The sequence below is a fragment of the Paenibacillus paeoniae genome (genome assembly GCF_003388735.1).
GTDB classification, from domain to species: Bacteria; Bacillota; Bacilli; order Paenibacillales; family Paenibacillaceae; genus Pristimantibacillus; species Pristimantibacillus paeoniae.
Window position 1 is genome coordinate 53999 of sequence record NZ_QUBQ01000004.1, and the last position, 22402, is coordinate 76400.

General features: G+C 51.4%; 16 protein-coding genes. 5 read left to right on the forward strand and 11 right to left on the reverse strand.

The features are described 5' to 3' along the window. Window positions 1–191: 191 nt before the first annotated feature. Window positions 192–3389, reverse strand: coding sequence for an MMPL family transporter (locus DX130_RS18650; RefSeq protein WP_116047953.1), 3198 nt, complete (start codon window positions 3387–3389; stop codon window positions 192–194). Between the two features lie 41 nt (window positions 3390–3430). After that, window positions 3431–3877 carry a MarR family winged helix-turn-helix transcriptional regulator gene (locus tag DX130_RS18655; RefSeq protein ID WP_116047955.1) on the reverse strand — a complete coding sequence of 149 codons (447 nt, stop codon included), beginning with the start codon at window positions 3875–3877 and terminating at the stop codon, window positions 3431–3433. A 237-nt stretch (window positions 3878–4114) separates the two neighbouring features. Between DX130_RS18655 and DX130_RS18660 the strand changes: the two genes are divergently transcribed. Both DX130_RS18660 and DX130_RS18665 read left to right on the forward strand, forming a co-directional pair. Beyond that, the gene (locus DX130_RS18660) at window positions 4115–6763 is read left to right on the forward strand and encodes an EAL domain-containing protein (protein ID WP_116047957.1); all 2649 of its coding nucleotides are present in this window, start codon (window positions 4115–4117) and stop codon (window positions 6761–6763) included. 169 nt (window positions 6764–6932) lie between these two features. After that, entirely contained in the window at window positions 6933–8678 is a 1746-nt protein-coding gene (locus DX130_RS18665; protein WP_116047958.1) for a methyl-accepting chemotaxis protein, read from the forward strand. A 110-nt stretch (window positions 8679–8788) separates the two neighbouring features. Here the strand turns inward: DX130_RS18665 and DX130_RS18670 are convergent, their stop codons facing one another. The 4 genes from DX130_RS18670 to DX130_RS18685 form a co-directional block, all read right to left on the reverse strand. Beyond that, window positions 8789–10822 carry an ABC transporter ATP-binding protein gene (locus tag DX130_RS18670; protein ID WP_116047960.1) on the reverse strand — a complete coding sequence of 678 codons (2034 nt, stop codon included), beginning with the start codon at window positions 10820–10822 and terminating at the stop codon, window positions 8789–8791. A 19-nt stretch (window positions 10823–10841) separates the two neighbouring features. Continuing rightward, window positions 10842–12590: an ABC transporter ATP-binding protein gene (locus DX130_RS18675; RefSeq protein ID WP_116047962.1), complete on the reverse strand. Its 1749-nt coding sequence runs from the start codon at window positions 12588–12590 to the stop codon at window positions 10842–10844. 393 nt (window positions 12591–12983) lie between these two features. Next, window positions 12984–15317, reverse strand: coding sequence for an ATP-dependent DNA helicase (locus DX130_RS18680; protein WP_116047964.1), 2334 nt, complete (start codon window positions 15315–15317; stop codon window positions 12984–12986). Window positions 15318–15488: 171 nt separating this feature from the next. Further along, entirely contained in the window at window positions 15489–15695 is a 207-nt protein-coding gene (locus DX130_RS18685; RefSeq protein WP_116047966.1) for a cold-shock protein, read from the reverse strand. A gap of 343 nt (window positions 15696–16038) precedes the next feature. Here DX130_RS18685 and DX130_RS18690 point away from each other — a divergent pair, with 343 nt between their 5' ends. Next, complete coding sequence (locus tag DX130_RS18690) at window positions 16039–16170, forward strand: DUF4023 family protein (RefSeq protein ID WP_116047968.1); 132 nt, start codon at window positions 16039–16041, stop codon at window positions 16168–16170. A 126-nt stretch (window positions 16171–16296) separates the two neighbouring features. On the opposite strand, the gene yidC is transcribed toward DX130_RS18690, so the two are convergent. After that, entirely contained in the window at window positions 16297–17148 is an 852-nt protein-coding gene (yidC, locus tag DX130_RS18695; RefSeq protein ID WP_116047969.1) for a membrane protein insertase YidC, read from the reverse strand. After that, window positions 17103–17441 carry a hypothetical protein gene (locus DX130_RS18700; RefSeq protein WP_116047971.1) on the reverse strand — a complete coding sequence of 113 codons (339 nt, stop codon included), beginning with the start codon at window positions 17439–17441 and terminating at the stop codon, window positions 17103–17105. Before DX130_RS18700 ends, yidC begins: the two co-directional genes overlap by 46 nt. Before the next feature lie 97 nt (window positions 17442–17538). Between DX130_RS18700 and DX130_RS18705 the strand changes: the two genes are divergently transcribed. Further along, window positions 17539–19047, forward strand: coding sequence for an ABC transporter substrate-binding protein/permease (locus tag DX130_RS18705; RefSeq protein ID WP_116047972.1), 1509 nt, complete (start codon window positions 17539–17541; stop codon window positions 19045–19047). Further along, window positions 19040–19762 (forward strand): amino acid ABC transporter ATP-binding protein, encoded by a 723-nt coding sequence (locus DX130_RS18710; protein ID WP_116047974.1) that lies wholly within the window; start codon window positions 19040–19042, stop codon window positions 19760–19762. Before DX130_RS18705 ends, DX130_RS18710 begins: the two co-directional genes overlap by 8 nt. A gap of 72 nt (window positions 19763–19834) precedes the next feature. Here DX130_RS18710 and serS read toward each other — a convergent pair whose 3' ends face one another. The 3 genes from serS to DX130_RS18725 all read right to left on the reverse strand — a co-directional run bounded on the left by serS (window position 19835) and on the right by DX130_RS18725 (window position 22395). Next, complete coding sequence (gene serS, locus DX130_RS18715; RefSeq protein ID WP_116047975.1) at window positions 19835–21139, reverse strand: serine--tRNA ligase; 1305 nt, start codon at window positions 21137–21139, stop codon at window positions 19835–19837. Window positions 21140–21432: 293 nt separating this feature from the next. Then, on the reverse strand, window positions 21433–21966 hold the full coding sequence (locus tag DX130_RS18720; RefSeq protein WP_116047977.1) for a YceI family protein: 534 nt from the start codon (window positions 21964–21966) through the stop codon (window positions 21433–21435). 195 nt (window positions 21967–22161) lie between these two features. Beyond that, complete coding sequence (locus DX130_RS18725; RefSeq protein WP_116047979.1) at window positions 22162–22395, reverse strand: hypothetical protein; 234 nt, start codon at window positions 22393–22395, stop codon at window positions 22162–22164. Window positions 22396–22402 lie beyond the last annotated feature (7 nt).

Consider the following 22402-nt stretch of genomic DNA (forward strand, 5'->3'; position numbering starts at 1 on the left):
TACCTGCAAAGACGAATGTCTAAATGCATTTTAGCTTTGCCACACAACACTATTTCCGCATTTCGGACCGGCTGAGCGATTTAGTGTTTTCTCACAACGCTATTCGCCAGGTCGGGACCGAATTCGCCTTTCTCATAAAAAAGAACCCGAGCCCCAGTATTGAGGCTCGAGTTTCCAAGCTAATATCCTAGCTACTTTCCTTCTTTATTGGAACTAATGAATGCATACTGCTTCAATTCTCTGCTTGATTGCTCTTGCCTTGGCATGAACGGCCACCAATTGGCCTGGCCAAAGGTCCGCACCATGACCGGAATGAATAGCGGCAAAATCACGAGTGCATAAAGGAACAGTCCGCACAAGACGACAGTCGCAATCTGCAGCAGCGACATAACGCCCGACGGCAGCATGGCTGCGAACGTACCGCCCAGAATAACGGCTGCGGACATAATAACCGCTCCCATATTCTTCATCGCCTCCAAGATGGCCTTCTTCGGATCCAGATCCTTGTATTCCTTGAAGCGGTCCATCAAGAAGATACTGTAGTCGACGCCAAGCGCGATCAGCAAGACGAAGCCGAAGAACGGCACCGCCCAGCTAATGCCGGACAATCCCAGCATGCGGACGAAGATGACCTCTGTCATCGCAAGCGATGTGAAGAACGTAACGAGCAGCGATGCTACGATATACAGAGGAATAATAATGGAACGGAACAGCACGATCAATATAATGGAGATGCCAATCAGCATAAGCATGACCGTTCTCGCATAGTCGCTTTTCGAGATTGTGCTCAAATCATGGTTCATACTCGTGACGCCGCCAATTGCCACTTCTGCGCCGGACAGCGATGTGCCTTGGAATGCCCGCTGAACCGCAGCATTCAGCGATTCAATCTCAGCCATAGTATCCTGCGCATACGGATTGCTCTCGAAGATGACATCGAGCTTCGCCGTCTTACGGTCTGAGGACATATAGACATCGAGTGAGGTTTGGAACTGCTCATTCTCAATCGCTTCTTGCGGGATGTGCCAGCCGGTCATGTTCTTATTAGGCGCACCTGCCAAACCTTGCAGGTAGCCCCCTGCAGAGGCAAGACCGTCTGTGACTTGCGTCAGTCCGTCTACACTTTGATCCAAACCGCTTGTCAATTCGCCTAGCTGGTCGCCTAAGGAAGCAAATCCCACCTTGAGCTCTTCCTGCCCTTTGGCAAGCTCTCCAAGCCCTTGCGTGACGCCCGGAAGCTGACCTACGATCTGGCCTTGACCAGCGGCTGCCTGGCCGATGCCATTCTTTAGCTCCCCAAGCCCTTTCGCTAATTGCGCCAAACCTTCCGCCAATGCGGATTGACCAGCAGACGCTTCCGTGAATCCTTTGTTGGCTTGATCGACACCGGCAGAAATACCGGTGAGACCTTTGTTCATCTCTGCAAGCTGTGCACCCAGCGCAGCAGCGCCCTGCTGCATGCCATTCAACGCGCCCAGCGCTTGCTGGAACGCTTCGTCTTGCTTCAGTTCAGGGTAGCTCTCTTGAAGACCATCTAAGCCTGCTGTTACGCCAGCCAGACCTTCAGCCAGCTTCGCTTGCTCGGTAGCAATCGTATCGTAACCGGCGCTGAGCTGTGATAATCCGCCGCCAAGGCCCTGATAACCTGCCAGCAATTCAGCGCTGCCGGCGGCAAGCTTCTCCGCGCTTTCCTGTGCTTGCGTCAGACCGCTCAGCAGTTTTTCTGCTCCGACGGTTCCGTCGTCCATGCCCTTCTGAATGGCTTTTAGACCCGCCGACAATGCTGTAATACCGGTTTTCAGCTCTTGCGTTCCACTGACAAGCTGGCCAGCGCCATCCGCCGCTTCCGCAAGCTTCGGTGCGTTTTCGTTCAGTGCGCTGCTGGCACTCGCCAATCCGCTGCTGATCTCGCCGAGACCTTCGCCGCTCTTGCCTAATCCCTCATCAAGGGTCAGCACTTGATCTGCTACGAGGAAGTCCTCCAGAATGGCGCCCGTTGGACGTGTCGCGCTTCGGATCGTCTTCACGCCCTCGACCTTGGATAGCTCGCGGCTCGCCTGCTCAATTGCCGCAAGGCCTTCCGGCGTATCCAGCGGCTCTTTCGACCTCACAATGACGCCAGTCGGCAGCGATTCACCAGGACCGAAACTGTCGGCAATGATATTAAATCCTTTGACCGAATCGTATTTTTCTCCGATCTCATCTAGCGAGTTGAAGGAGATTGTACCTTTATAAGCCGTTAGGAACGGTACGATAATAACCGCTAATATGAGTAGTGCCCAGATCGGACGCTTGAGCGAGAAGCGGCCCACCACATCCCAGAGCCGACTTGGCTTATGCTCCAGCGAGCCCTTGGACGGCCAGAACAGCGCATTGCCAAGGAGGCTCAAGAATACTGGCACCAGCGTGTACAGAGCAAGCAGCAAGATGAGTATGCCTACAGCTACTGCTACCGCCGAACGATACAGTACGAAGGTGGAGAATCCGATTGAGGCAAAGCCGACCAGTACCGCCAGACCGGAGAATAAAACCGTTTTTCCTGCTGTACGATACGTATGCACGATAGCTTCCGTACGTTCGCCCCGATGTGCAAGCTCTTCCTTATAACGACTGATCAGCAAAATGCAATAATCGGTTCCGATGCCGAACAAGACAGCTACCAGGAAAATTTGCGTAAAATTCGATAGCGGGAAGTCCGCATACTTCACCAGGTACGCCACAATCGATTGTGATACCAGATACGTAAAGCCGACTGCCAGCAACGGTACTAGAGGCGCTGCCGCCGAGCGGAACACTAAGAACAAAATAACAAGAATAAACCCTACGGTTATAAATTCTGTCTTCTTCAGGCCATCCTGAGAGCTCTGAATGACATCTTCATTAATAATCCAATTGCCTGTGTAGTAATGGTCTACCGGCACGCCTTCCAGCGCTTGATACAATTCATTTTGCACATCTTTTAATTCACGGTCGCCCGCTTCGACAGTCAACAGCGACAGAATGGTGCTGCCGTCCTCCGAGACCATCTGCTCCTTCAGCTCCGGTATGTCAAAGTGAGTCATGACGGAGGTTACACCGAGCTTCTTCCCATCAGAGTCCAGCTTTCCAAGCGCCTGCTCGACCTCCTTCAGGTCTGGCTCGCTTAATCCGCCATCCCGATGAAAGACAAGGACCGTCGACATCCCCGAGTCGCCTCCCCCTTCAGTCCCTGTGGCGCCAATCGCCTTCTCCAGTTGTCCCGCTACCGAAGAGGAATAACCCTCCGGCACCGTAATCTGGCCCTTGTCGCGCACAAGCTCCTCCATCGCTGGCGCACTCAGCATAAGACCTACCGCTCCAAGAACCCAAAGGGCAAGGACCAGCCATTTCAACTTCAATACTACCCTCATTCACGATCTTCCTCTCTTCTCCATGTAGATCTCTCTAGGCACTACAGAGCCTTCACCACTTCAGCCAGCTTCTCGAAGGTCTCAATAAACATAATTGCTTCCTTCTCATCGAAATGCTCGATAATATCCGAAAGAACTCTATGAACACGTTCCTCCAACAAACCGCTTATCCGTTCTCCCTCCTCTGTCAGCATCAAATGAGTGACTCTGCGATCATCGTCGTCCGGCACACGCTCAATCAGCCCTTTATCCGACAAACGGGTAATAATGGCCGTAATTGAGCTTTTGCCCACGCAAAAGTATTGTGATAGCTCCGACGCCGTACTATTTTCGTTATGTCTAAGAAATCGCAGCGTCTTGAACTGATCGACGGTCAATTCCTCGGGCATCAAGTCCTTTACCCTGACATGGAGCCCACGCTCCACGACAAAGTTAGCCACCTCATAACGGTGAATCAAAGCTTTCAGCAAGTTTGGGTCTTGTTTCATATCTCTACCTCTCCCAAATTAATTCTATTATTGAACTATTCGATAATAGAACTATATCACGGCCTATACAAGCATGCAAATTTTCGTCATTACCCCCCTCTTTTTGAAAGGAGGAATTAAGAAAATTTTGTCGAATATTAGGGAATTAACACGATAAACACGGATCTAAAATACGCAGCTATACCTACCGTATCTATCATTCAATACATCGCTTCTTACAGCAACAGGAGGACGCACTTGAGCAATCCAACTCATCAACCTCGCAACAAATGGATGATTGCTGTATCTCTCACCCTTTGCGCCTTGCTGGCCGTAGTGGGAGAAATGGGTCAGTTCCATTTCATATACGGAATTAGCTTTTCGCTCACAAGCTTATTTGTCCTTCTCTCTGTCCGGCTGTTCGGCATCGGGGGAGGGCTCCTGACAGCCTTCGCCGCTTTTCTGGCAAGCGCCGCCGCTGCGGACCATCTCATGTTCCAGGCCATTGGTCTGCTGGAGGCATTCGTGGTCGGTCTGATGATGCTCCGGTATCGCGGTCGACTGTTTATGACGGATCTCTGCTTCTGGCTGTTTGTCGGTATGCCACTTACTTATTTCTTCTATAATCAACATTATTCAAATACAGGAGTCGATATTAAGCTTATTGCTTGCCTAATCGCAATTAATGGCTTATTTAATGCGTTGTTCGCAGAAATTCTCCACCAATACTTGCCGTTAAGCCGCTGGAGCGGTCTCTCCAGCATCAAGCGACTGCCCCGTTCCATGAGCCAATTGCTGCTGCATTTGTCGCTTGGCATTGTACTCGTCAGCTTCTTGCTGAATATGCTGGTGAACAGCATCAACTCCTTCAAGGAAGTTACCTACTACGTAGAGGATATCGCACAACAAGCTACCAATACCATCACAAAAGAATGGGGAGCATCCAACGTTCCGTACACCATCCCCATGGATGATGTGTCAACTCGCACACTGCAGTTCCTCATTGACCGCTATACGACGGATACGTATGCATTCAGCCTGATCGACGATCAGCATCGCGTCGTCGCATCGAATCATCACGGACTAATCGGTACGCATCTGGATGCCTTCGGGGAAAAGAACTATCGTCCGATTAGTGAGTATCTCTATTTCTCCTCCAACTATAATAGCTTTAGCCAGTTAAAGCTTCACACTTGGAATGATGAACAGTTTCTTTATCAATCCAAGCTCGGCAACGGGACGGGACATATTATCATTACATTCCCGCTGGAGTACTACCAAAACTATTTGTTCAGCAAATATTTCATACATATTTTCTACTTAATCGGATTTGCGCTGGTTGCCGCTTTCGTCTCGCTGCTCATTAACCGCTCGTTTACCCGCAGCTTGCAAAGACTCGCCGTCGCGACCACGAATCTCCCGCTTAAGCTCAAGCATAATAATTCACTAGAGCTGCCTAAAAGCAATACCGTCGAAATTCACTCGCTCATCATGAACATCAAACATATGTCGAGCAGCCTGCTTTATCTGTTCCGTGAAACGCAGAGCAACAACGAACGACTAGAAATGCAAGCACAGCTTCTGCAAGAGTCTGAAGAAAGACTGCATCAGTTGGCCTATTACGATATGTTGACCGGACTGCCCAATCGTCATCAGTTTACCCGGCATTTCCAGGAGCTGATTGTCATGAATACGGGCACGGCTCAGCACCTGAAGATCGGCGTACTGTTCGCGGACATCAACCGTTTCAAGCAAATCAACGATACGCTTGGCCATGCCTTCGGCGACAAGCTGCTTCAGTTGGTAGCACAAAGATTCCAGTCTATCGCATGCAAGTCCTGCGACGTCTTCCGGTTCGGCGGAGACGAGTTCGTATTTCTCGTCCGTTATCGCGAGGAGGAGCTGTCAAGCTACGCGGAGCCCATCCTTAAATGCTTCATAGAGCCTTTCCTCATCGATGGGATGCCGCTATTCCTGACGGTCAGCATCGGGATCAGCTCCCATCCGCAGGATGGCGAAGATATGGATACAATTGTACGCAACGCGGATATTGCGATGTACAACGCGAAGGAAGAAGGCGACGGATGCTACCGCTTCTTCAAGCCGAATCTGCTGCCTCTTATTGAAGAGAAGATGCGACTCGAGAACGGTCTGTATAAAGCGCTGCAAGAGAATCAATTCTCGCTCTATTACCAACCGAAGATTAACGCTGCCACTGGCGAGCTATGCGGCATTGAGGCTTTGATTCGCTGGAAGCATCCCGACCTGGGGCTTGTGCCGCCGGATAAGTTCATTCCGCTGGCGGAGGAATCCGGCTTCATTCTGGAAATCGACCGTTGGGTCTTCCGCGAGGCTTGCCGCCAGAACAAGGTTTGGCAAGATGCCGGACTGAAGCAGATCAGCGTTTCGGTCAACATTTCAGCGCGGCACTTCTATCAAGGCAATTTAAAGGAAATGATTTTAAGCGAGTTAAAGGCGACAGGGCTTGATCCGCATTATGTAAGCCTTGAAATTACGGAGGGCGTCTTCATGCGCAATATCGATCAAGTGATCGATACAATTCTGTACTTGCGCAACCTCGGTATTCAGATTTCGATCGACGATTTCGGCACAGGCTATTCGTCACTGAATCAGTTGCAGCGACTTCCGATCTCCGATGTGAAGCTTGACCGCTCCTTCATCCAGGGCATTACGAGCGATGACAAAAAGTCATCGATTGTGCGAGCCATCATCGAGCTTGTCCATAGCATGAACATGAAGGTGGTAGCGGAAGGCGTCGAGACGCTAGATGAATCACGCTTCTGCAAAGAGCTCAAGTGCGATGAGCTGCAAGGTTATTTGTTCAGCCGTCCGCTTCCCGCAGACGAACTGGAGGTTATGCTGGCCCAAGCAGATCCAGAACGCTAGCTGCAACCGGATTGATCTGATACTTTCCTAACATTAGCTGCTTAACTTTTCTAATAATTGCGTGATAGTGTAAGATACTAGGCGGGACCGGTCTGTCCTAACCTTACCTATCACCACGGACAGCCAACAGTCTTGCCAGCCTTTACAACAATCGAGAGGTGTGGCATTCATGTTCAAATGGAAAGATCGCAGTTTGGTTGTGACAAGCTCTCTGGTATTAGCCATGATTCTGCTCGTGCTTATTAACGCGATGCAATGGCTATCTTACAACTCCCAGAAAGCAGCTTTCATGGAAGAGATAGAAAACTTGGGCGTGACGCTAGGCTATCAGCTTGAATTCGAATACGATCATGTCACAGTCGGTCATGATGAATTGCAGCAGAATGGAACAAGCGAATCCGCTTCCTTCTCCATCCTGAAAAATAAATTTGACGCCATGGTACGCAACGATCGGGTAGCTAATGCCTATATCTATATGCCTGAAATTAAAGAAGAGGGCGAGCAACGATTTGTCACTATGCTTCAAGGCAACCAGGAGCTTACGAATTCAGGCATTGGTCCAGGTAGCACGTATCCATTGTCGGGTAGCTTTGAGGAGGCGTTTCGGAAGGCGCTGGCCCAAGAATCGGCTTGGACCGACGTCTATGAAGATGATAATGGCGAATGGATGACGTACATAAAACGAATCGAGGATACGAGCGGCAAACCCGTTGGCCTCTTCGGTATCGACTTTGATTACGATAAAATGGATGATGAGCTAGGCTCTATGCTACTGAAGAGTATGCTTATAGCCTTGATCTTGTCAGCCGGGGCTATTCTAATCATCACGATACTCGTGCGCCTTGTCATTAGGCCGCTTCGCCGTCTGGCCGAAGTATCCGAGTTAGCCGCTGCCGGAGACCTCACCATTGCCGTTAATGCGAAAAACAACAACGAAATTGGACAGCTGTCCAAATCGTTTAATGCGATGATTGCAAGCCTGCGCAACCTGACGGGCGATATCCGCAGCAGCACGTCGGAAGTAGCCGGTTCAGCGGAAAATATGCAGCAAAGCGCGGAGATGACCTCAAAAGCAACCGAGGAAGTAACCGAAGCTATTCAGGAAGTAGCATCCGGCTCGGAGTCGCAGCTGCAGAGCTTCCAGGAATGTCAGCGCGCGATGGGAGAGATGGCGGTCGGCATCGGACGAATCGCCGAGTCATCGGCTATCGTATCGGAGATGGCATCGGATGCTACTCATCTAGCTACGGATGGCGAAAGCGTGATGGAACAAACCCAAAGCCAAATGAAAGAGCTGGAACGAAATATGGAGCAGACGGTTGTCACGCTTCGCGAGCTCAGAGACCATAGCGAAAAGATTGAAGGGATTCTTAGCCTCATCGGAGAAGTTGCCGATCAGACAAATCTGCTAGCACTGAATGCTTCAATCGAAGCTGCACGCGCTGGTGAGCATGGCAAAGGCTTTGCGGTGGTCGCCGTCGAAATTCGCAAGCTGGCCGAGAGAACAAAAGATTCGTCGGAGCAGATCAACGAGATTTTGAACACGATTGGCAGCCGTACCAGAGAAGCTGCAAGTTCGATGGAACGCTCATCCATCTCGGCCAGAGAAGGTTCTGCTGTGGCTACGCAAGCGGGCGAATCCTTCCGCTCCATCGTTGATTCCATCAAGCAAGTATCCGCCCAGGTGCAAGAAGTTTCCGCTGCAGCCGAGCAGATGTCGGCAGGCAGCGAAGAAATTGCAGCATCGCTCGATCAGTTGTCGTATATCGCACAGTCTACTGCATCGAATGCACAGCGAGTAGCAGCCGCATCGGAAGAGCAGCTGGCCTCCATGCAAGAAGTAGCAAGCGGCTCTGTCCAGCTCCGAAGCCTGGCCACAAGCTTGAACCAAGTGGTAGGTCGCTTCAAAACCTAACCAAACTCTTATATAGATAAAAGGCCCGCAATACGCCGTAACGGCATATTGCGGGCCTTTCTTTCCCGAGTTATTGGCTAGTTACTATTCAATTCTAGCAGCCAGAGGCATTAAGCCGTCTGTACCGAGCCTTGCTGTAGCTGGTACATCGCGTAGTACTTCCCGCGGTGGTCCATTAATTGATCGTGATTGCCTCTCTCCACAATGACGCCGCGGTCGAGCACCAGAATCTGATCGGCCTGACGGATGGTCGACAACCGGTGAGCAATAACAAAGGTCGTACGACCTTTCTTCAAGACGCTCAGCGCTTCCTGAATAATCGCCTCTGTCTCCGTATCGATGCTTGCCGTCGCTTCATCCAGAATGAGGATTGCTGGATCGAAGGCTAGCGCACGAGCGAATGAGATCAACTGACGCTGGCCAGCGGAGAGCGTACTTCCCTTCTCGATCACTTCAGCATCAATACCGCCTGGCAATTGACTGAACATCTCGTACGCACCAACATCCTTCAGCGCTTGAACTACTTTCTCCCTTGTGATCGACGGATCATCCAGGCTGACATTGGATGCGATCGTTCCCGTGAACAGGAACGGGTCCTGCAGGACGATGCCCATATGCTGACGAAGCATCTGCTTCGGAATATCCCGCACATCTCGGCCGTCTACGACGATGCGGCCTTTCCCATCCTTAATATCGTAGAAGCGGAACAGCAGGTTCAGAATCGAGCTTTTGCCTGATCCCGTATGTCCAACCAGCGCAACCGTCTCTCCTTGGCTCGCATGGAAGTCAATGTTCTTCAGCACGTATTCTTCCTTCTTATAAGCGAACGATACGTCCTCGAACGTGACATTCCCTTTGTAACGCTCCATCTTTCCTTTGGTTACATCGATGCCTTCCTCATCCATCAGCTTGAATACACGCTCGGCTGAGACGCGAGCCGTCTCCAGATTGGAGAGCTGGTTCACGATACCGACAATCGGCGAAAACATCCGGTTCATGTAGTCGATATAAGCAAACAGAACGCCAACCGTTACCAACGTCCCGAGCGTACCGCCCCAGAACATCCAGAGAACAATGAGGAACAGAATATTCCTTACGACATTGACTAGGTTATGGGACGTCAACGAATTCAAATTCAGCAATTTGTTCTGATATTTGAAGTAATGATCGTTCATCTCAGCGAATTCCTTGGACGTCTCCTTCTGGCGACGGAATGCTTGAATAATCGTCATGCCCTGAATTGATTCATTGATCATCGCGTTAATCTCGCTAAGCTTGGCACGGATGATGCGGTTATACTTGGCTGCGAACTTCCGGTACACGATAATCCACACGATCAGCAGCGGGATGAGCGGCAGCGTAATAAGCGCAAGTCGTGGGTCCAGAAAGAATAATGCTCCGAATATAGCGACCATGTAGATCGTGCCTGTAAAAAAGTTCGCCAATACCCCTACATACAGCTCGCGAATCGCTTCCGTATCGTTCGTAATGCGGGATACGACCTGGCCAGCGGCCAAATTATCATAATAATTGACCGGCAGCCGCTGCGTATGTGCGTATACGTCATTACGCATCTTCTGAACGATACGGTTGGCCGACGTCTGCAGCATAAGCCGCTGACCGTAAGTCAAGCCTGCCACGACCAGCAACAATCCGAAATAAATGGCTGCCAGCACGAGAAGCCCCGGCACCTCAGGTTCATAGAAGCTATACAGTTCTTTCGAGGTCAGTTTCGTAACGGGATAGATGCTCTGCTCACCAGTGATGCCATTCGTCACCGTCAGCTCATTGCCCGTCACTTCACGCTTTCCTGTCTCATTCTCCAGCGTACCGGCCAGGAAGTAGAAGCTTCTGCCTACTTGCAGCACGCGAACCTCCTGCCCCTTCTCTCCGTTCTCCTCGCCGGAGAAGCGGTCCGTCCGTTTGTACCAGCTATCTTGATAGTGAACGGCGTAAGGCTGATCGCCTTCTATCTGATGCCATTTCTTCTCAATGCCAAGAATGTTCTGATCGATCATTCGCTTCGCAATCAGCGGTCCCGTAAGCTCCGCGCATACCGCCAGCACGAGAAGCGCCAAGGCGATCAGAATCGTTTTCTTATACAGCATGGCGTATTGAAACAATCGTTTGCCTGTTGTACCCATTGCTCTTCACGCCTCCTATCTATTCAGTCTCGATTGATGCTTCCAGTTGCTGACGGTCGTATTGCTCGCGATACCAGCCGCCGCCTGCGAGCAGACGATCATGCGTGCCTTCCTCTACGATCTTGCCGTCTTCCATCACGATAATCCAATCGGCATGCTGCACGGCAGACAGCCTATGCGTTGTAATCAATGTCGTTTTGCCTGCACGCTCTGTACGAATGCCATCAATAATCTCCGCCTCCGTCTTGGCATCAACGGCGGATAATGCATCGTCTAGCATCAGAATTTCCGGATCGGCTATCAGCGCACGCGCGATGCTCACCCTTTGCTTCTGTCCGCCGGACAGCGCCACTCCTTTTTCGCCGACCATCGTATCCAGCCCATCCGGCAGGAAGACGATGTCCTTCGCGAAGGAAGCACGCTCCAGCGCACGCTGGAGATCGTCATCCGACGCATCGATGCGGCCGAAGAAAATGTTCTCGCGAATCGTCTTGGAGAAGAGAATCGGCTGCTGCGGCACATAGCCGATCCAGCCCAACACTTGATCAATCTTCACGTTGCCAATCGGCTCGCCTGAGATCCGGATATGGCCTTTCCCCAGTGGGTATTCGCGCAGCAACTGCTTGAGCAGCGTCGTCTTGCCGCTGCCTGTGCGGCCGACAATACCCAGCGTCCCACCCTGGCGGAGCTTGAGAGACACGCCCACCAGATTGTCGACCTCCGAGGAAGGATAGCGGAACGTCACCTTATCGAATTCCAGCAGTGCCGGCTCACTGACAACAGCCGGCTTCTCCGACTCCTTCACATCTTGCTTGTAGCCCAATGTCTCGTTCACCCGATCCAATGAAGCATTGCCGCGTTGCATAATATTAATCAACTCGCCGATGGCGAACATCGGCCAGATCAGCATACCAAGGAAGATATTGAACGAGACGAGCTCGCCCAGCGTAATCTCGTTATGGAATACGAGAAAACCCCCATAACCCAGTCCAATCAAATAGCTGCTGCCGACGAGAATTTTCATCGTTGGCTCGAAGAGCGCATCGATTTTGGCTACGGCAATATTTTTGCCCAATACCTCATTCGTCTTGGCGTTGAATCGCCCTTCGCTTGCTTCCTCCTGCACGAATGCACGAATGACTCGCACGCCTGCTACCGATTCCAGCACCTGATCGTTCATCTCGCCGAAAGCATCCTGTGCTTCTGTGAAGCGTTCATGAATCTTCTTGCCATAATAGGACATCGCAATGGCCATAAGCGGCAATGGCAGAAGCGCAGCCAGCGTCAGCTTCAAGCTAATCGCGGCAGCCATCACGATCAGGATGGTGATCATGAACAGGGTCGAATCGACCAGCGTCAGAATGCCGAAGCCTGCAGTCGTCGCCACAGCCCCCAAGTCGTTCGTCGAACGAGCCATCAAGTCACCCGTCCGATTCCGTTCATAGAAAGTCGGCGTCATGCGCAGGAAGTGACCCATCATACTGGAGCGAAGCAGCCTCTCCAGCACAAACGCGCCGCCGAACAGCTTATAGTGCCATACATAAGTGATCAGATAGCCGACTATCGTCAATCCGATCCACAGATACATAATGCGGTTGAACTCGGCTGTACCGAGCACATTCTGACTAATTCCGTCTACCAAGTAACCGAGCAGCCAAGGCGGAATAATATCAATGATTCCGGTTAATACAAGCAGCGTGATTGCCAGCGTGTATCGCTTCCATTCCTTGCGAAAGAACCAACCTAATTTTTTCAATACGCCAAACATCGCTTATTACCACACCTTCCGTCTCGCATCCATAAGTGGGATGCTTCTCTTTCTGCCACTGATCCTTGCCCGCTCTTCTCGCTTTTTACCGAAACAAAAAGAGCCTGTCGCCGCAACGACACGCTCTTTATTAGACCTGAGAATTTCCCGCGCGGCGCGCGGAAGCCCTTCAGGATACAATAAAGGCGCATGATTACGGTCACGTAATCCTGCGCCTTTGATATCGGGAAACCCCTGACATACAAAGCTATTGTTCGCGCAGTTGGATTACGTTGTGGAATCCGTTATTAAAGTGACCGTTCAAATCGTTATTCCGCATCTTCGTAATCCTCCCTCTTTTCTAGAAATTTCTTGAAATCTATTTGTCACTTTATCATCTCAATTAAGAAACTGTCAATCCAAAAATTCGCTATAGCCATTCTTTACCGCTTGCAGCCATTCCTCCGGCAAAAGCTGACGATAATCAGGCTCCAGGTAACGATCGTCGACCAACACAAGCCGTCCATGGTCCGTCTCAGACCGGATCAACCTCCCGCCTGCCTGCAACACCTTGTTCATGCCGGGAATAACATAAGCATAATGAAACCCTCTATTGCCCCGCTGCTGATAGTACGCTCTCAACGCATCTCGTTCCGATCCCAGCTGGGGCATGCCCACACCTACAACGACGACGCCTATCAGCCGATCCCCAGGCAAATCAACGCCTTCTGAGAACACGCCGCCCATAACGGCAAAGCCAACAAGCGAACGTTCTCCTCCCGCCCGGAACGCTCCCAGGAAGGCGTCTCGCTCCTCTTCTGTCATGTCGCTTCGCTGTGCTTGAACGATAGGACGTGCCTCAGGCGCTATCCCGGCACTGTCCATCCACTCTATATATGCTTCATGAACTGCATTCATGTAAGCATAGGACGGGAAAAACACAAAATAATTGCCTGTCTGGGATGATACCGTGCTGTGTATAATGCCAGCGATAGGCCGATAGGATTGTTCACGATTCTGATAGCGGGTGGAGACCGCTTGAATCGAGACGTCCAACTGCTTGCTGTCAAAGGGAGAGGCCAGTGAAATCGTATAATCGTTCTCCGCACCGCCAAGCATGTCCATGTAATACCCGAGCGGCGTTAGCGTTGCCGAGAAATAAATAGCCGAACGATAGCCTTTCATCATGCCCTTCAGCAACTCCGAAGGGTCCAGGCAATAGAGCTTCATGCTGACATCGTTGCGCATAACTTCCGTCAATGTTGCATAACGGTCATCATACAGCTTCGCAGCCCGCAGGAATTGCTGGGACTGGAAGTATAGATCCAGCCATTCGGAGCCGGCACCCTCAAGCAGAGGCTCTAGCTTCTCTGCGAAACGCTCCACGAGCGCAATAAGCTCCTCCGGCTTATCCCTCTCCAAAGCTGACGGTCTCCCGTCACCTAGGAGCTTGCGCTTCGCGATGAAGTAATCATTCACCGCTTTCGCCGCGCTATGGGCGCCCGAATGCTTGCCCTTCAGCTCGCGCTGCATAGCAAGGAAAGGCGCTTTCGTCAGCATGCCGGAGAACATCTCCCTGCCGCGATCGGGAAGGTGATGCGCCTCGTCTACAAGAAGCGCCGTCCGCTTCTTCACCTCGCCATGCAGTCGCTTGAACGATATCCGCGGATCGAAGACGTAATTGTAATCGCAAATAACCATATCGGCGGCATACGCCAGATCCAGTGAATATTCGAACGGACATACCCGATGCTTGCGCGCATAGCGCTCAATAACGGGCCGAGTGAGCAGTGTCTCCTCCCTCAGAATATCCATAACAGCCTCATTGATGCGATCATAGTAGCCGTCTGCGTAAGGACAATGCTCCTTCTCGCAGCGGGTCTCCTCTTGGAAGCATATCTTATCCTTCGCCGTAATCGTCACAGCATGAAGCCGAAGACCCTGCGACTCCATTAGCCGCAAGGCATCCTCAGCCGCCGCTCTCGTCGTCGTTCTGGCTGTCAAATAATACAACCGCTGCAGCAAACCCCGGCCTATCGCTTTGATCGCCGGGTAGGTGGTGGAGATCGTCTTGCCAATGCCTGTAGGCGCCCTTGCGAACAAGGACACGCCTTCCTCAATCGACTTGAACACGGCCCCAGCCAGCTTCCGCTGCCCGGTCCGGTAGGTATGGAATGGGAACGGAAGCTGCTCGATGCTGGCATCGCGGCGCAGACCATGCTCTCTGCGAAGCCGAGCATACGGAGCATACTGTTCGATCATGCTCAGAATATCCAGCTCCAGCTCCTCGAAGCTTGCTTCCCGATGAAAGCGAATCACCTCTTCTGTCACCGTATGAACATACGTGAGCTGTACGCTCATCCTTGGTGCGCCCATTTCTCTCGCATGCATGTAGGCGTAGAACCAAGCCTGAGCCCAGTGAACAGGCAAGCCGCCCACTTCCTTCACACGAGCAAGGTCGCCTCTCGTCGACTTGATCTCGTCAATCATCGGCACAGGTCCGGAGGCTAGCAGCCCGTCGCATCGTCCATCAATGGCAAATTGCATATCGTCCGACCAAGGAATATCCGCTTTCAGATACACTTCCTTCTGATCGTCCTCGCCATATTCTCCCTGTACGCGCTGATGCGCCTTTGTTCCCTCCAGCATGGCGTCCGCGCTCTGCAGCCGGATATCTATACTGCCGCTGGAGTAGACATATTCAACTAGTTGTCTAACTGATAGGGATACTACATACGTCTCTGCCATACTCTCTCCTTAAGGTCCGCCCAAAAGAACACTTGTTCCCTAAGTTTAGCATATATCCCGATGTTGTCCAACGATCCCAACGATTCATTGGCCAAGCCCGCTGTAGAAAAAAAGAACACCGCTGCATGACGGGAATCCCGTTCATGCAGCGGTGTTCGATGTTGCAATAACCTAGCTCTTCAATTCTGCCGTCGAATTCACCAGCATTGGCAGCATTTTTTCGCCGCTTACCATTGGCGCGTTGCACATAATACAGCTTGGCACATTCTCGAATGAAAAATTATCCCTCATCCAGCTGTTGCAGCCCTCAGTCTCGCATGTCCATACTTTCGTGTTTTCAAGCGGAATTTCTTCTAGCGGTTTTTTACGATTGTACATGGCCAGCCTCCTTCGCGCCAGCGCCAACGCAACCGATCCCGGTCGCGTCCGCCTCGCAGATATGTGTAATGTTCGTTCCCGTCACCTTGTCATCCCGACATCCCTGGACAAAACGGAAAACTGCCTCAAACACTAGGTCAGCGGGCAGTTTTCATCTATGTGTCTCTGTCGTCGTTCAAGGTGACAACAGGAAGATAAGTATTAAATTTCCGTCATTGTACCATGTTCACCGGAATAAGGCAAATTCCTTCCTCGCTTGTTTTTACCGACCTATTTATTCATTTTTATTCATGAGAATGGAATTTCATGACTCAGGGGAAAGTGGAGGGGAGGAGGTGAGCCAATGAGCCGGGCTGATTCATTCATCGACAAGGTAAAGAACACGCAGAAAAAAGCCGAGCGGAACAAACACAGCAACGGACAGGGATCCCCAGGAGAGCAACTCTCCAACAAACAGCACGGCACCAATAAGTAACACATTAAGAAGTGAAAGAGGCTCCCCCGACTATGCGGGGAAGCCTCTTTTGTGCAATGGAATAGGTACATAGCATCCATAGCCAGCCATACTTGTGGAAATTCGGTATGGAGTAGCAATCAATGTTCAGGCTCTGCTCTTGCGGGTCTTGGGACTGGGCACTACGCTGTTGTCTGGTGCAGGCGCCACCGGATATAACTTTGCGAGCAGGAAGGACTGTCCGATCATAAACAATCCTCCCGTTACCCAATAAAGCGATATGGCCGCCGGAGCCCACAGAGCAAAAACTCCCATTAGCACCGGAGAGAGATAGCCCATGAACGCCAGCTGTTTGTTCGCCGTGTTGTCTACCCCTCTCTGAGATACCTTAAATTGCAGGAAATAGACAAATGCCGCAATGAGAGGCAGCAGCAGATCCGGCTCTCCCAGCTTGAACCAAAGGAAGGCATGCGTAGACATCTCCGGTGTCATCCGGATAGCCGAATACAGTCCCGTCAATATCGGGAGTTGAATAAGCATCGGCAGGCAGCCAATCGCAAGCGGATTGACGTTGTGCTTCTGATAAAGCTCCATCGTCTCCTGCTGCTTCTTCGCAAGCGTATCCTGGTCCTTTTTGTCCTTATATTTCGCCTCCAAGACCTTTAGCTCGGGCTGAAGCGCAGCCATCTTCACCTTCATGCTTTGCTGCGACTTGTACTGCCTCAACATCAGAGGGAACAGGACAAGTCGGATGAGGATCGTAATAGCCATAATCGCGAGACCGTAATTATCGCCCAACGCTCCCGCTATTCCGCTGATCAACTCCGATAAAGGGTAAATGACATAATGATTGAATACGCCCGGCGTATCCTCAGTGATCGTTCCAGTTGCCGAGCCGCAGCCAGGCAAAATAACAAGCAGTGCCAGCACGGCCAGCACTAATGTGTACTTTCTTATCCGGCTGTTCCGGGAAGAAAGGAATGATGAATTGTTGGACATATAGCCCCTCCTCGTTGATTGGATGTTGCGCGAATCAACGAGGAGCTGCACTCTGGATCATCTTCTTCCGGCGCGTCTTTGCGTTTCACATGCCGGACCAGCCGCTTCCGCACCACTGCGGCAATTGCCACGGTATGCCTTTCTGTAGCCATAAGCATGCTGCTTTCATCATCGCTATGGAGAATGAATGCGGCTTCGGTATGCGCATGGACGGAATACAAGCCGGCTACCGCGCATATCCAACCGATCGTTAATAAATACGGCAGCCAATCATGGAGTTCCAACTCGAACATTTCATTTCCTCCCTTCTCCGAAATACGAATCGTTTTTCATTATACGAATGCTAACTGGTTATAGTAACAGTAATTCACAATGATTGGGAGAGGAACCATGCGACGAACAACCTTAATGCGAATGATCTATCTCTTTCTTATTATCTTCGTCGCTGTTGGCGCGCTATGGCCAGGCCTTCCCGAAGATGCTCGTCCAGAGCACCATCGTTATGCATCGACAGCTGATGCGCCTTCAGCCCTTAGTGTCGGTGAGAAAGGTACAATCGTGCTGGGCACATCGCCCGACTATCCGCCCTATGAGAATGTAGATGCCAAGAACAACGGTGACATTGTGGGCATGGACATGGATATCGCCAAGTTTATTGCGGCACAGCTGGGTTATAAGCTGGAGATCGCCGCGATGGACTTCAATGGGCTGATCGCCGCCTTGCAGACAGGGCGCGTCGACTTCGTCATGTCCGCGATGTCAGTCACCGAAGAACGCAAGAGGAACGTCGATTTCTCTTCTACCTATTATGTAGCGCGGAACACCATTGTGTCCAGAAAGAAAGAGCCCTATGAGTCAAGTGAATCACTGGGAGGAAAAATCGTCGGCACCCAGCTTGGTTCAACACAGGATCTCTATGCCCAGACGCTGGATGGGATTCAGCTAAAGAAGCTGAACCGGATACCGGATCTCATCCAGGAGCTGAAGACGGGACGCATTCAGGCAGCTATTGTAGAGGATGCCGTGGCGGTAGAGATGACTGCAGCGAATTCTGATCTCTTGTTGAGCTTTCTTCCGCCCGGAAGCACGGAGAACGGGTATGCAATCGCATTCCCCAAAGGGTCTGCGTTAGTTGAACCCTTTAATGACGTCCTGAAAGAGATGAAGGAGAGCGGAAGGATCGACGCAATCATAGACAAATGGTTTGCTTCCGAACGAGAACCTCAAGCAAGTAACGTGCTCAATCTGAATTTTGGCATACTAAAGGGATACATTCCGTACATGTTGAAGGGCGTCTACGTGACGCTGCTCTTCACACTCGTATCCGCTGCATTTGGCTTCCTATGGGGCACCATCCTGTCCCTATTCAAAATATCCGGCATCAAGCCGCTGGAATGGTTCGCAACCGCCTATACCTCCGTTTTGCGCGGAACGCCGCTGCTCCTCCAGCTTTTCCTGATCTATTACGCAACACCGCAATTGTTTCAGTATGACATATCGCCGTTAATGGCAGCGGGACTGGCATTCGGCCTCAACTCGGCAGCCTATCTCTCGGAGACGATTCGCGGCGGCATTATGGCTGTCGACAAGGGACAGCGGGAAGCCGCCCTGTCTCTCGGCATCCCGTATCGGATGATGATGATCAGCATCATCCTGCCGCAAGCCGTGCGGACTATCCTTCCCGCACTTGTGAACGAATGTGTCGCCTTGCTGAAAGAATCGTCGCTTGTTTCCGTCATTGGCGTGCAGGACATTATGCGCAGAGCCAATGTTGTACAAGCAACGGAATTTCGAGCACTGGAAGCACTCCTCTTCGCCGGAGTTATCTATTATGTCCTTGTGCTAGTGCTTACGTCGCTTGCCCATCTGCTGGAAAGGAGGCTCCGCCGCAGTGATTAACGTAACGGAACTGACCAAAACATTCGGTAAGCATCAGGTGCTGAAGGGAATCACGACATCTGTTCGAAAAGGAGAAGTCGTGGCATTAATCGGTCCGTCCGGCTCCGGCAAGTCTACCTTCCTGCGCTGCCTGAATCTGCTGGAGACGCCCACCTCTGGCATTATAACCATTAATGATGCCGAGCTAACGAATCGACATACGAACATTGGCAAGGTGAGACAACGCATCGGCATGGTCTTCCAGCACTTTCACTTGTTCCCGCACATGACGGTGATGGAGAATATTACGTTCGCACCACGAAGGGTGAAGGGACAATCTGCATCAGCAGCAAGAGAGAAGGCAATCGCATTACTGGAACGCGTAGGCTTGGCCGACAAGGCAGACAGCTATCCCTCCCGACTGTCCGGCGGCCAGAAACAACGTGTCGCCATCGCTCGCAGCCTCGCTATGGAGCCGGATATTATGTTGTTCGACGAGCCGACCTCGGCATTGGACCCCGAGATGGTCAAGGAGGTGCTGGCCGTCATCCAAGGATTGGCCAGCACGGGCATGACTATGCTCATCGTTACGCATGAAATGAAGTTCGCCCGTGAAGCCGCCGATACGATCTACTTCATGGATGACGGCAGACTGATCGAGAAGACCCCTCCCGCCCAATTTTTCGACAACCCCCAAAGCGAGCGTGCCAAGCGATTTTTGGAGAAGGTGCTGTGAGCGAAGGAACTGTATGATTCAAAGAACCTTGTCAGGATTCCCCGGCAAGGTTCTTTGAGCTTTATTGAGCTATCAAACATGCTCTCGCGGACGCTCTTCAGGAGAACGAAGCTCGGTCAGCCCGTTCATATAAGGTCTGAGAGCCAGCGGTATGTGAATCGATCCGTCCTCCCGCTGATGATTCTCCAGCAGCGGGATCAGGATGCGTGGACTGGCCACCGCCGTATTATTCAGCGTATGGCAATAGCGAAGCGCACCTTGCTCATCCCGATAGCGAATGTTGGCGCGGCGTGCCTGGAAGTCGTGCAGGTTGGACGACGAATGCGTCTCTCCGTACGCGTCGCGGCTCGGCATCCATGTCTCCAGATCATATTGCTTATACGTCTTCTGCGACATATCCCCGGTACAAACAGCCATCTGTCGGTACGGCAGCTCGAGCTTCTGCAGCAGCATCTCCGCATTAGCGGTAATCTCCTGCAGCATCGTATTCGACAGAGCTGGATCAGCCTTGCAGATGACGACCTGTTCCACTTTGGCGAATTGATGAACGCGATAGAGTCCTCGTACATCCCTGCCTGCCGAGCCGACTTCGCTGCGGAAGCACATCGAAGCTGCCGCTAGCCGAATCGGCGCCTCAACCTCTACTACCTCACCGGCATAATACATAATCAGGGGCACTTCCGATGTGCCTGCCAGATAACCATCAACCTCGTTCAACTTGTAAGCCTGATCACGGCCAAGCGGGAAGTAACCCGTGTGCTGCATCGCTTCTTCCTTCACCATCAGCGGCACATCAAGCAGCAAGAAATCCTGTTCCAGCAGCATATCCAGCGCGAGCTGCTGAACGGCCCGATGAAGCTGCGCTCCCGCACCCTTCAAATAGTAATGACGGCTGCCGCCCGTCTTCACGCCTCTCGGCACGTCGATCAAGCCATGCAGTTCTCCCAGCTCAATATGGTCCCTTGGCTGGAATGGAAATATCGGAGTCTCGCCAACCCGCTTCACTTCTACATTGTCTTCATCCGAGCGGCCTACAGGCGAATCGGGCGAAACGACGTTAGGAACAAGCTCATACAACACGCCGAATCGCTCTTCCGCCGCTCTAAGCTCTGTCTCCAACTCCGCTAGCCGGGCATTCACAGTTTTCGTCTCCAACCGACTCGCTTCAGCCTGCTCTCGCCGCTTTTCTTGCATAAGCCGGCCCACTTCGGCCGATAGACGATTGCGTCGCTCTCGCAGCACATCCGTCTCCCGCTTCAGCCTGCGACGCTCCTCATCTTCAATCAGCAATTCGTCCACCGACAGCTCGATACCCTTATGCCTTACGGTCACCCTTACCTCTTCCGCATGTTCTCTAATCCACTTCATGTCCAACATGACACCGCGCTCCTTTTCGCATAGAAATACAAAAAGCGCCCTCATCCCAATGGGACGAGGAGCGCTTATCTCGCGGTGCCACCCAAATTAACCGGACCAGGCAGAGGGTCCGATTCTCTTTGTTCCGCGGTAACGGGCGGATTCCGGCAAACTTAGGGGGATGATGAATGTCATGCTTCCCCTTGACGAGTACGCCTCCGAGTTGGATTCTCTTCAATGGCATAGTGTCCGTATCGTTTTTTTGTATTATAAATAGGATTGCCTCGTAATGCAAGCCCTATTCGCTCTCAAGATTAAGCTTGTTGCAAAGCTTCAATCTCCAGCGTAATTTTCACTTCATCGCCAATCATCACGCCGCCTGTTTCCAGAGCCGCATTGTAAGTCAGGCCGTAGTCGCTGCGCTTGATTGCGCCTGTCGCGCTGAAGCCCGCTTTGGTGTTGCCCCATGGATCACGGCTCGTTCCTTCGAACGTCACATCGAATGATTCGGAACGCGTAACACCGTGCAAGCTTACGTCTCCGGATACGATATATTCACCTTCACCCTTTTTCGAGATGGCTGTCGCTTTGAAGCTCAGCGCAGGAAACTGCTCCGTATCGAAGAAGTCAGCAGATTTCAAATGCGCATCCCGATCACCATTGCGCGTATCAACGCTGCTCAGCTCAATGGTGAAGGCAATGTCTGCGGAGGTCAAATCATTAGGATCAGCAGCGATGCTGGCATCGAATGTATGGAACGTGCCCTTTACCTTGGCGATCATCAAGTGTCTCACAGAAAATCCTACCTCGCTGTGCGAAGCATCTACAACCCATTGCGCTTTTGTCATTGGTATAACCTCCATATGTGATTTTATTTACTAACATTTAATAATTAACTAACTTATGATTATGAGGTTATCTTAAAACAAAGATATAATCCTGTCAACTCTTTTTTCATTGTTGGCTGTTCAACTAAAAAAAGCTGCCCCGATCGCTGCAAGGCGACAAGGACAGCTTCCATTCTATTTGTAAATAATAAAAAATTATTCCGCTTCTTCTTGGGATACTTCCTCGGCTTCGGCTTCTTCTTCCACCGATGCAGCCGCCTCTTCCAATTCTTCTTCCAGTTCCACTTCCACCGCTTCCACGGCTTCTGCTTCTACTGATTCCTCGGCTTCAGCCTCTTCTGCCGCTTCTTCTGCAGCAGGGGCATCTTCAGAAATCAATTCCACGACTTCTTCAGCGCTCTCTTGAACAATTTCTTGCTCTTGGCTCATATCTCTC

Coding starts and splice junctions, on each gene's coding strand:
- DX130_RS18650 (WP_116047953.1), bottom strand. CDS start 3,389: ATGAGGGTAGTATTGAAGTTGAAATGGCTGGTCCTTGCCCTTTGGGTT.
- DX130_RS18655 (WP_116047955.1), bottom strand. CDS start 3,877: ATGAAACAAGACCCAAACTTGCTGAAAGCTTTGATTCACCGTTATGAG.
- DX130_RS18665 (WP_116047958.1), top strand. CDS start 6,933: ATGTTCAAATGGAAAGATCGCAGTTTGGTTGTGACAAGCTCTCTGGTA.
- DX130_RS18670 (WP_116047960.1), bottom strand. CDS start 10,822: ATGGGTACAACAGGCAAACGATTGTTTCAATACGCCATGCTGTATAAG.
- DX130_RS18675 (WP_116047962.1), bottom strand. CDS start 12,590: ATGTTTGGCGTATTGAAAAAATTAGGTTGGTTCTTTCGCAAGGAATGG.
- DX130_RS18680 (WP_116047964.1), bottom strand. CDS start 15,317: ATGGCAGAGACGTATGTAGTATCCCTATCAGTTAGACAACTAGTTGAA.
- DX130_RS18685 (WP_116047966.1), bottom strand. CDS start 15,695: ATGTACAATCGTAAAAAACCGCTAGAAGAAATTCCGCTTGAAAACACG.
- DX130_RS18690 (WP_116047968.1), top strand. CDS start 16,039: ATGAGCCGGGCTGATTCATTCATCGACAAGGTAAAGAACACGCAGAAA.
- yidC (WP_116047969.1), bottom strand. CDS start 17,148: ATGTCCAACAATTCATCATTCCTTTCTTCCCGGAACAGCCGGATAAGA.
- DX130_RS18700 (WP_116047971.1), bottom strand. CDS start 17,441: ATGTTCGAGTTGGAACTCCATGATTGGCTGCCGTATTTATTAACGATC.
- DX130_RS18705 (WP_116047972.1), top strand. CDS start 17,539: ATGCGACGAACAACCTTAATGCGAATGATCTATCTCTTTCTTATTATC.
- serS (WP_116047975.1), bottom strand. CDS start 21,139: ATGTTGGACATGAAGTGGATTAGAGAACATGCGGAAGAGGTAAGGGTG.
- DX130_RS18720 (WP_116047977.1), bottom strand. CDS start 21,966: ATGACAAAAGCGCAATGGGTTGTAGATGCTTCGCACAGCGAGGTAGGA.
- DX130_RS18725 (WP_116047979.1), bottom strand. CDS start 22,395: ATGAGCCAAGAGCAAGAAATTGTTCAAGAGAGCGCTGAAGAAGTCGTG.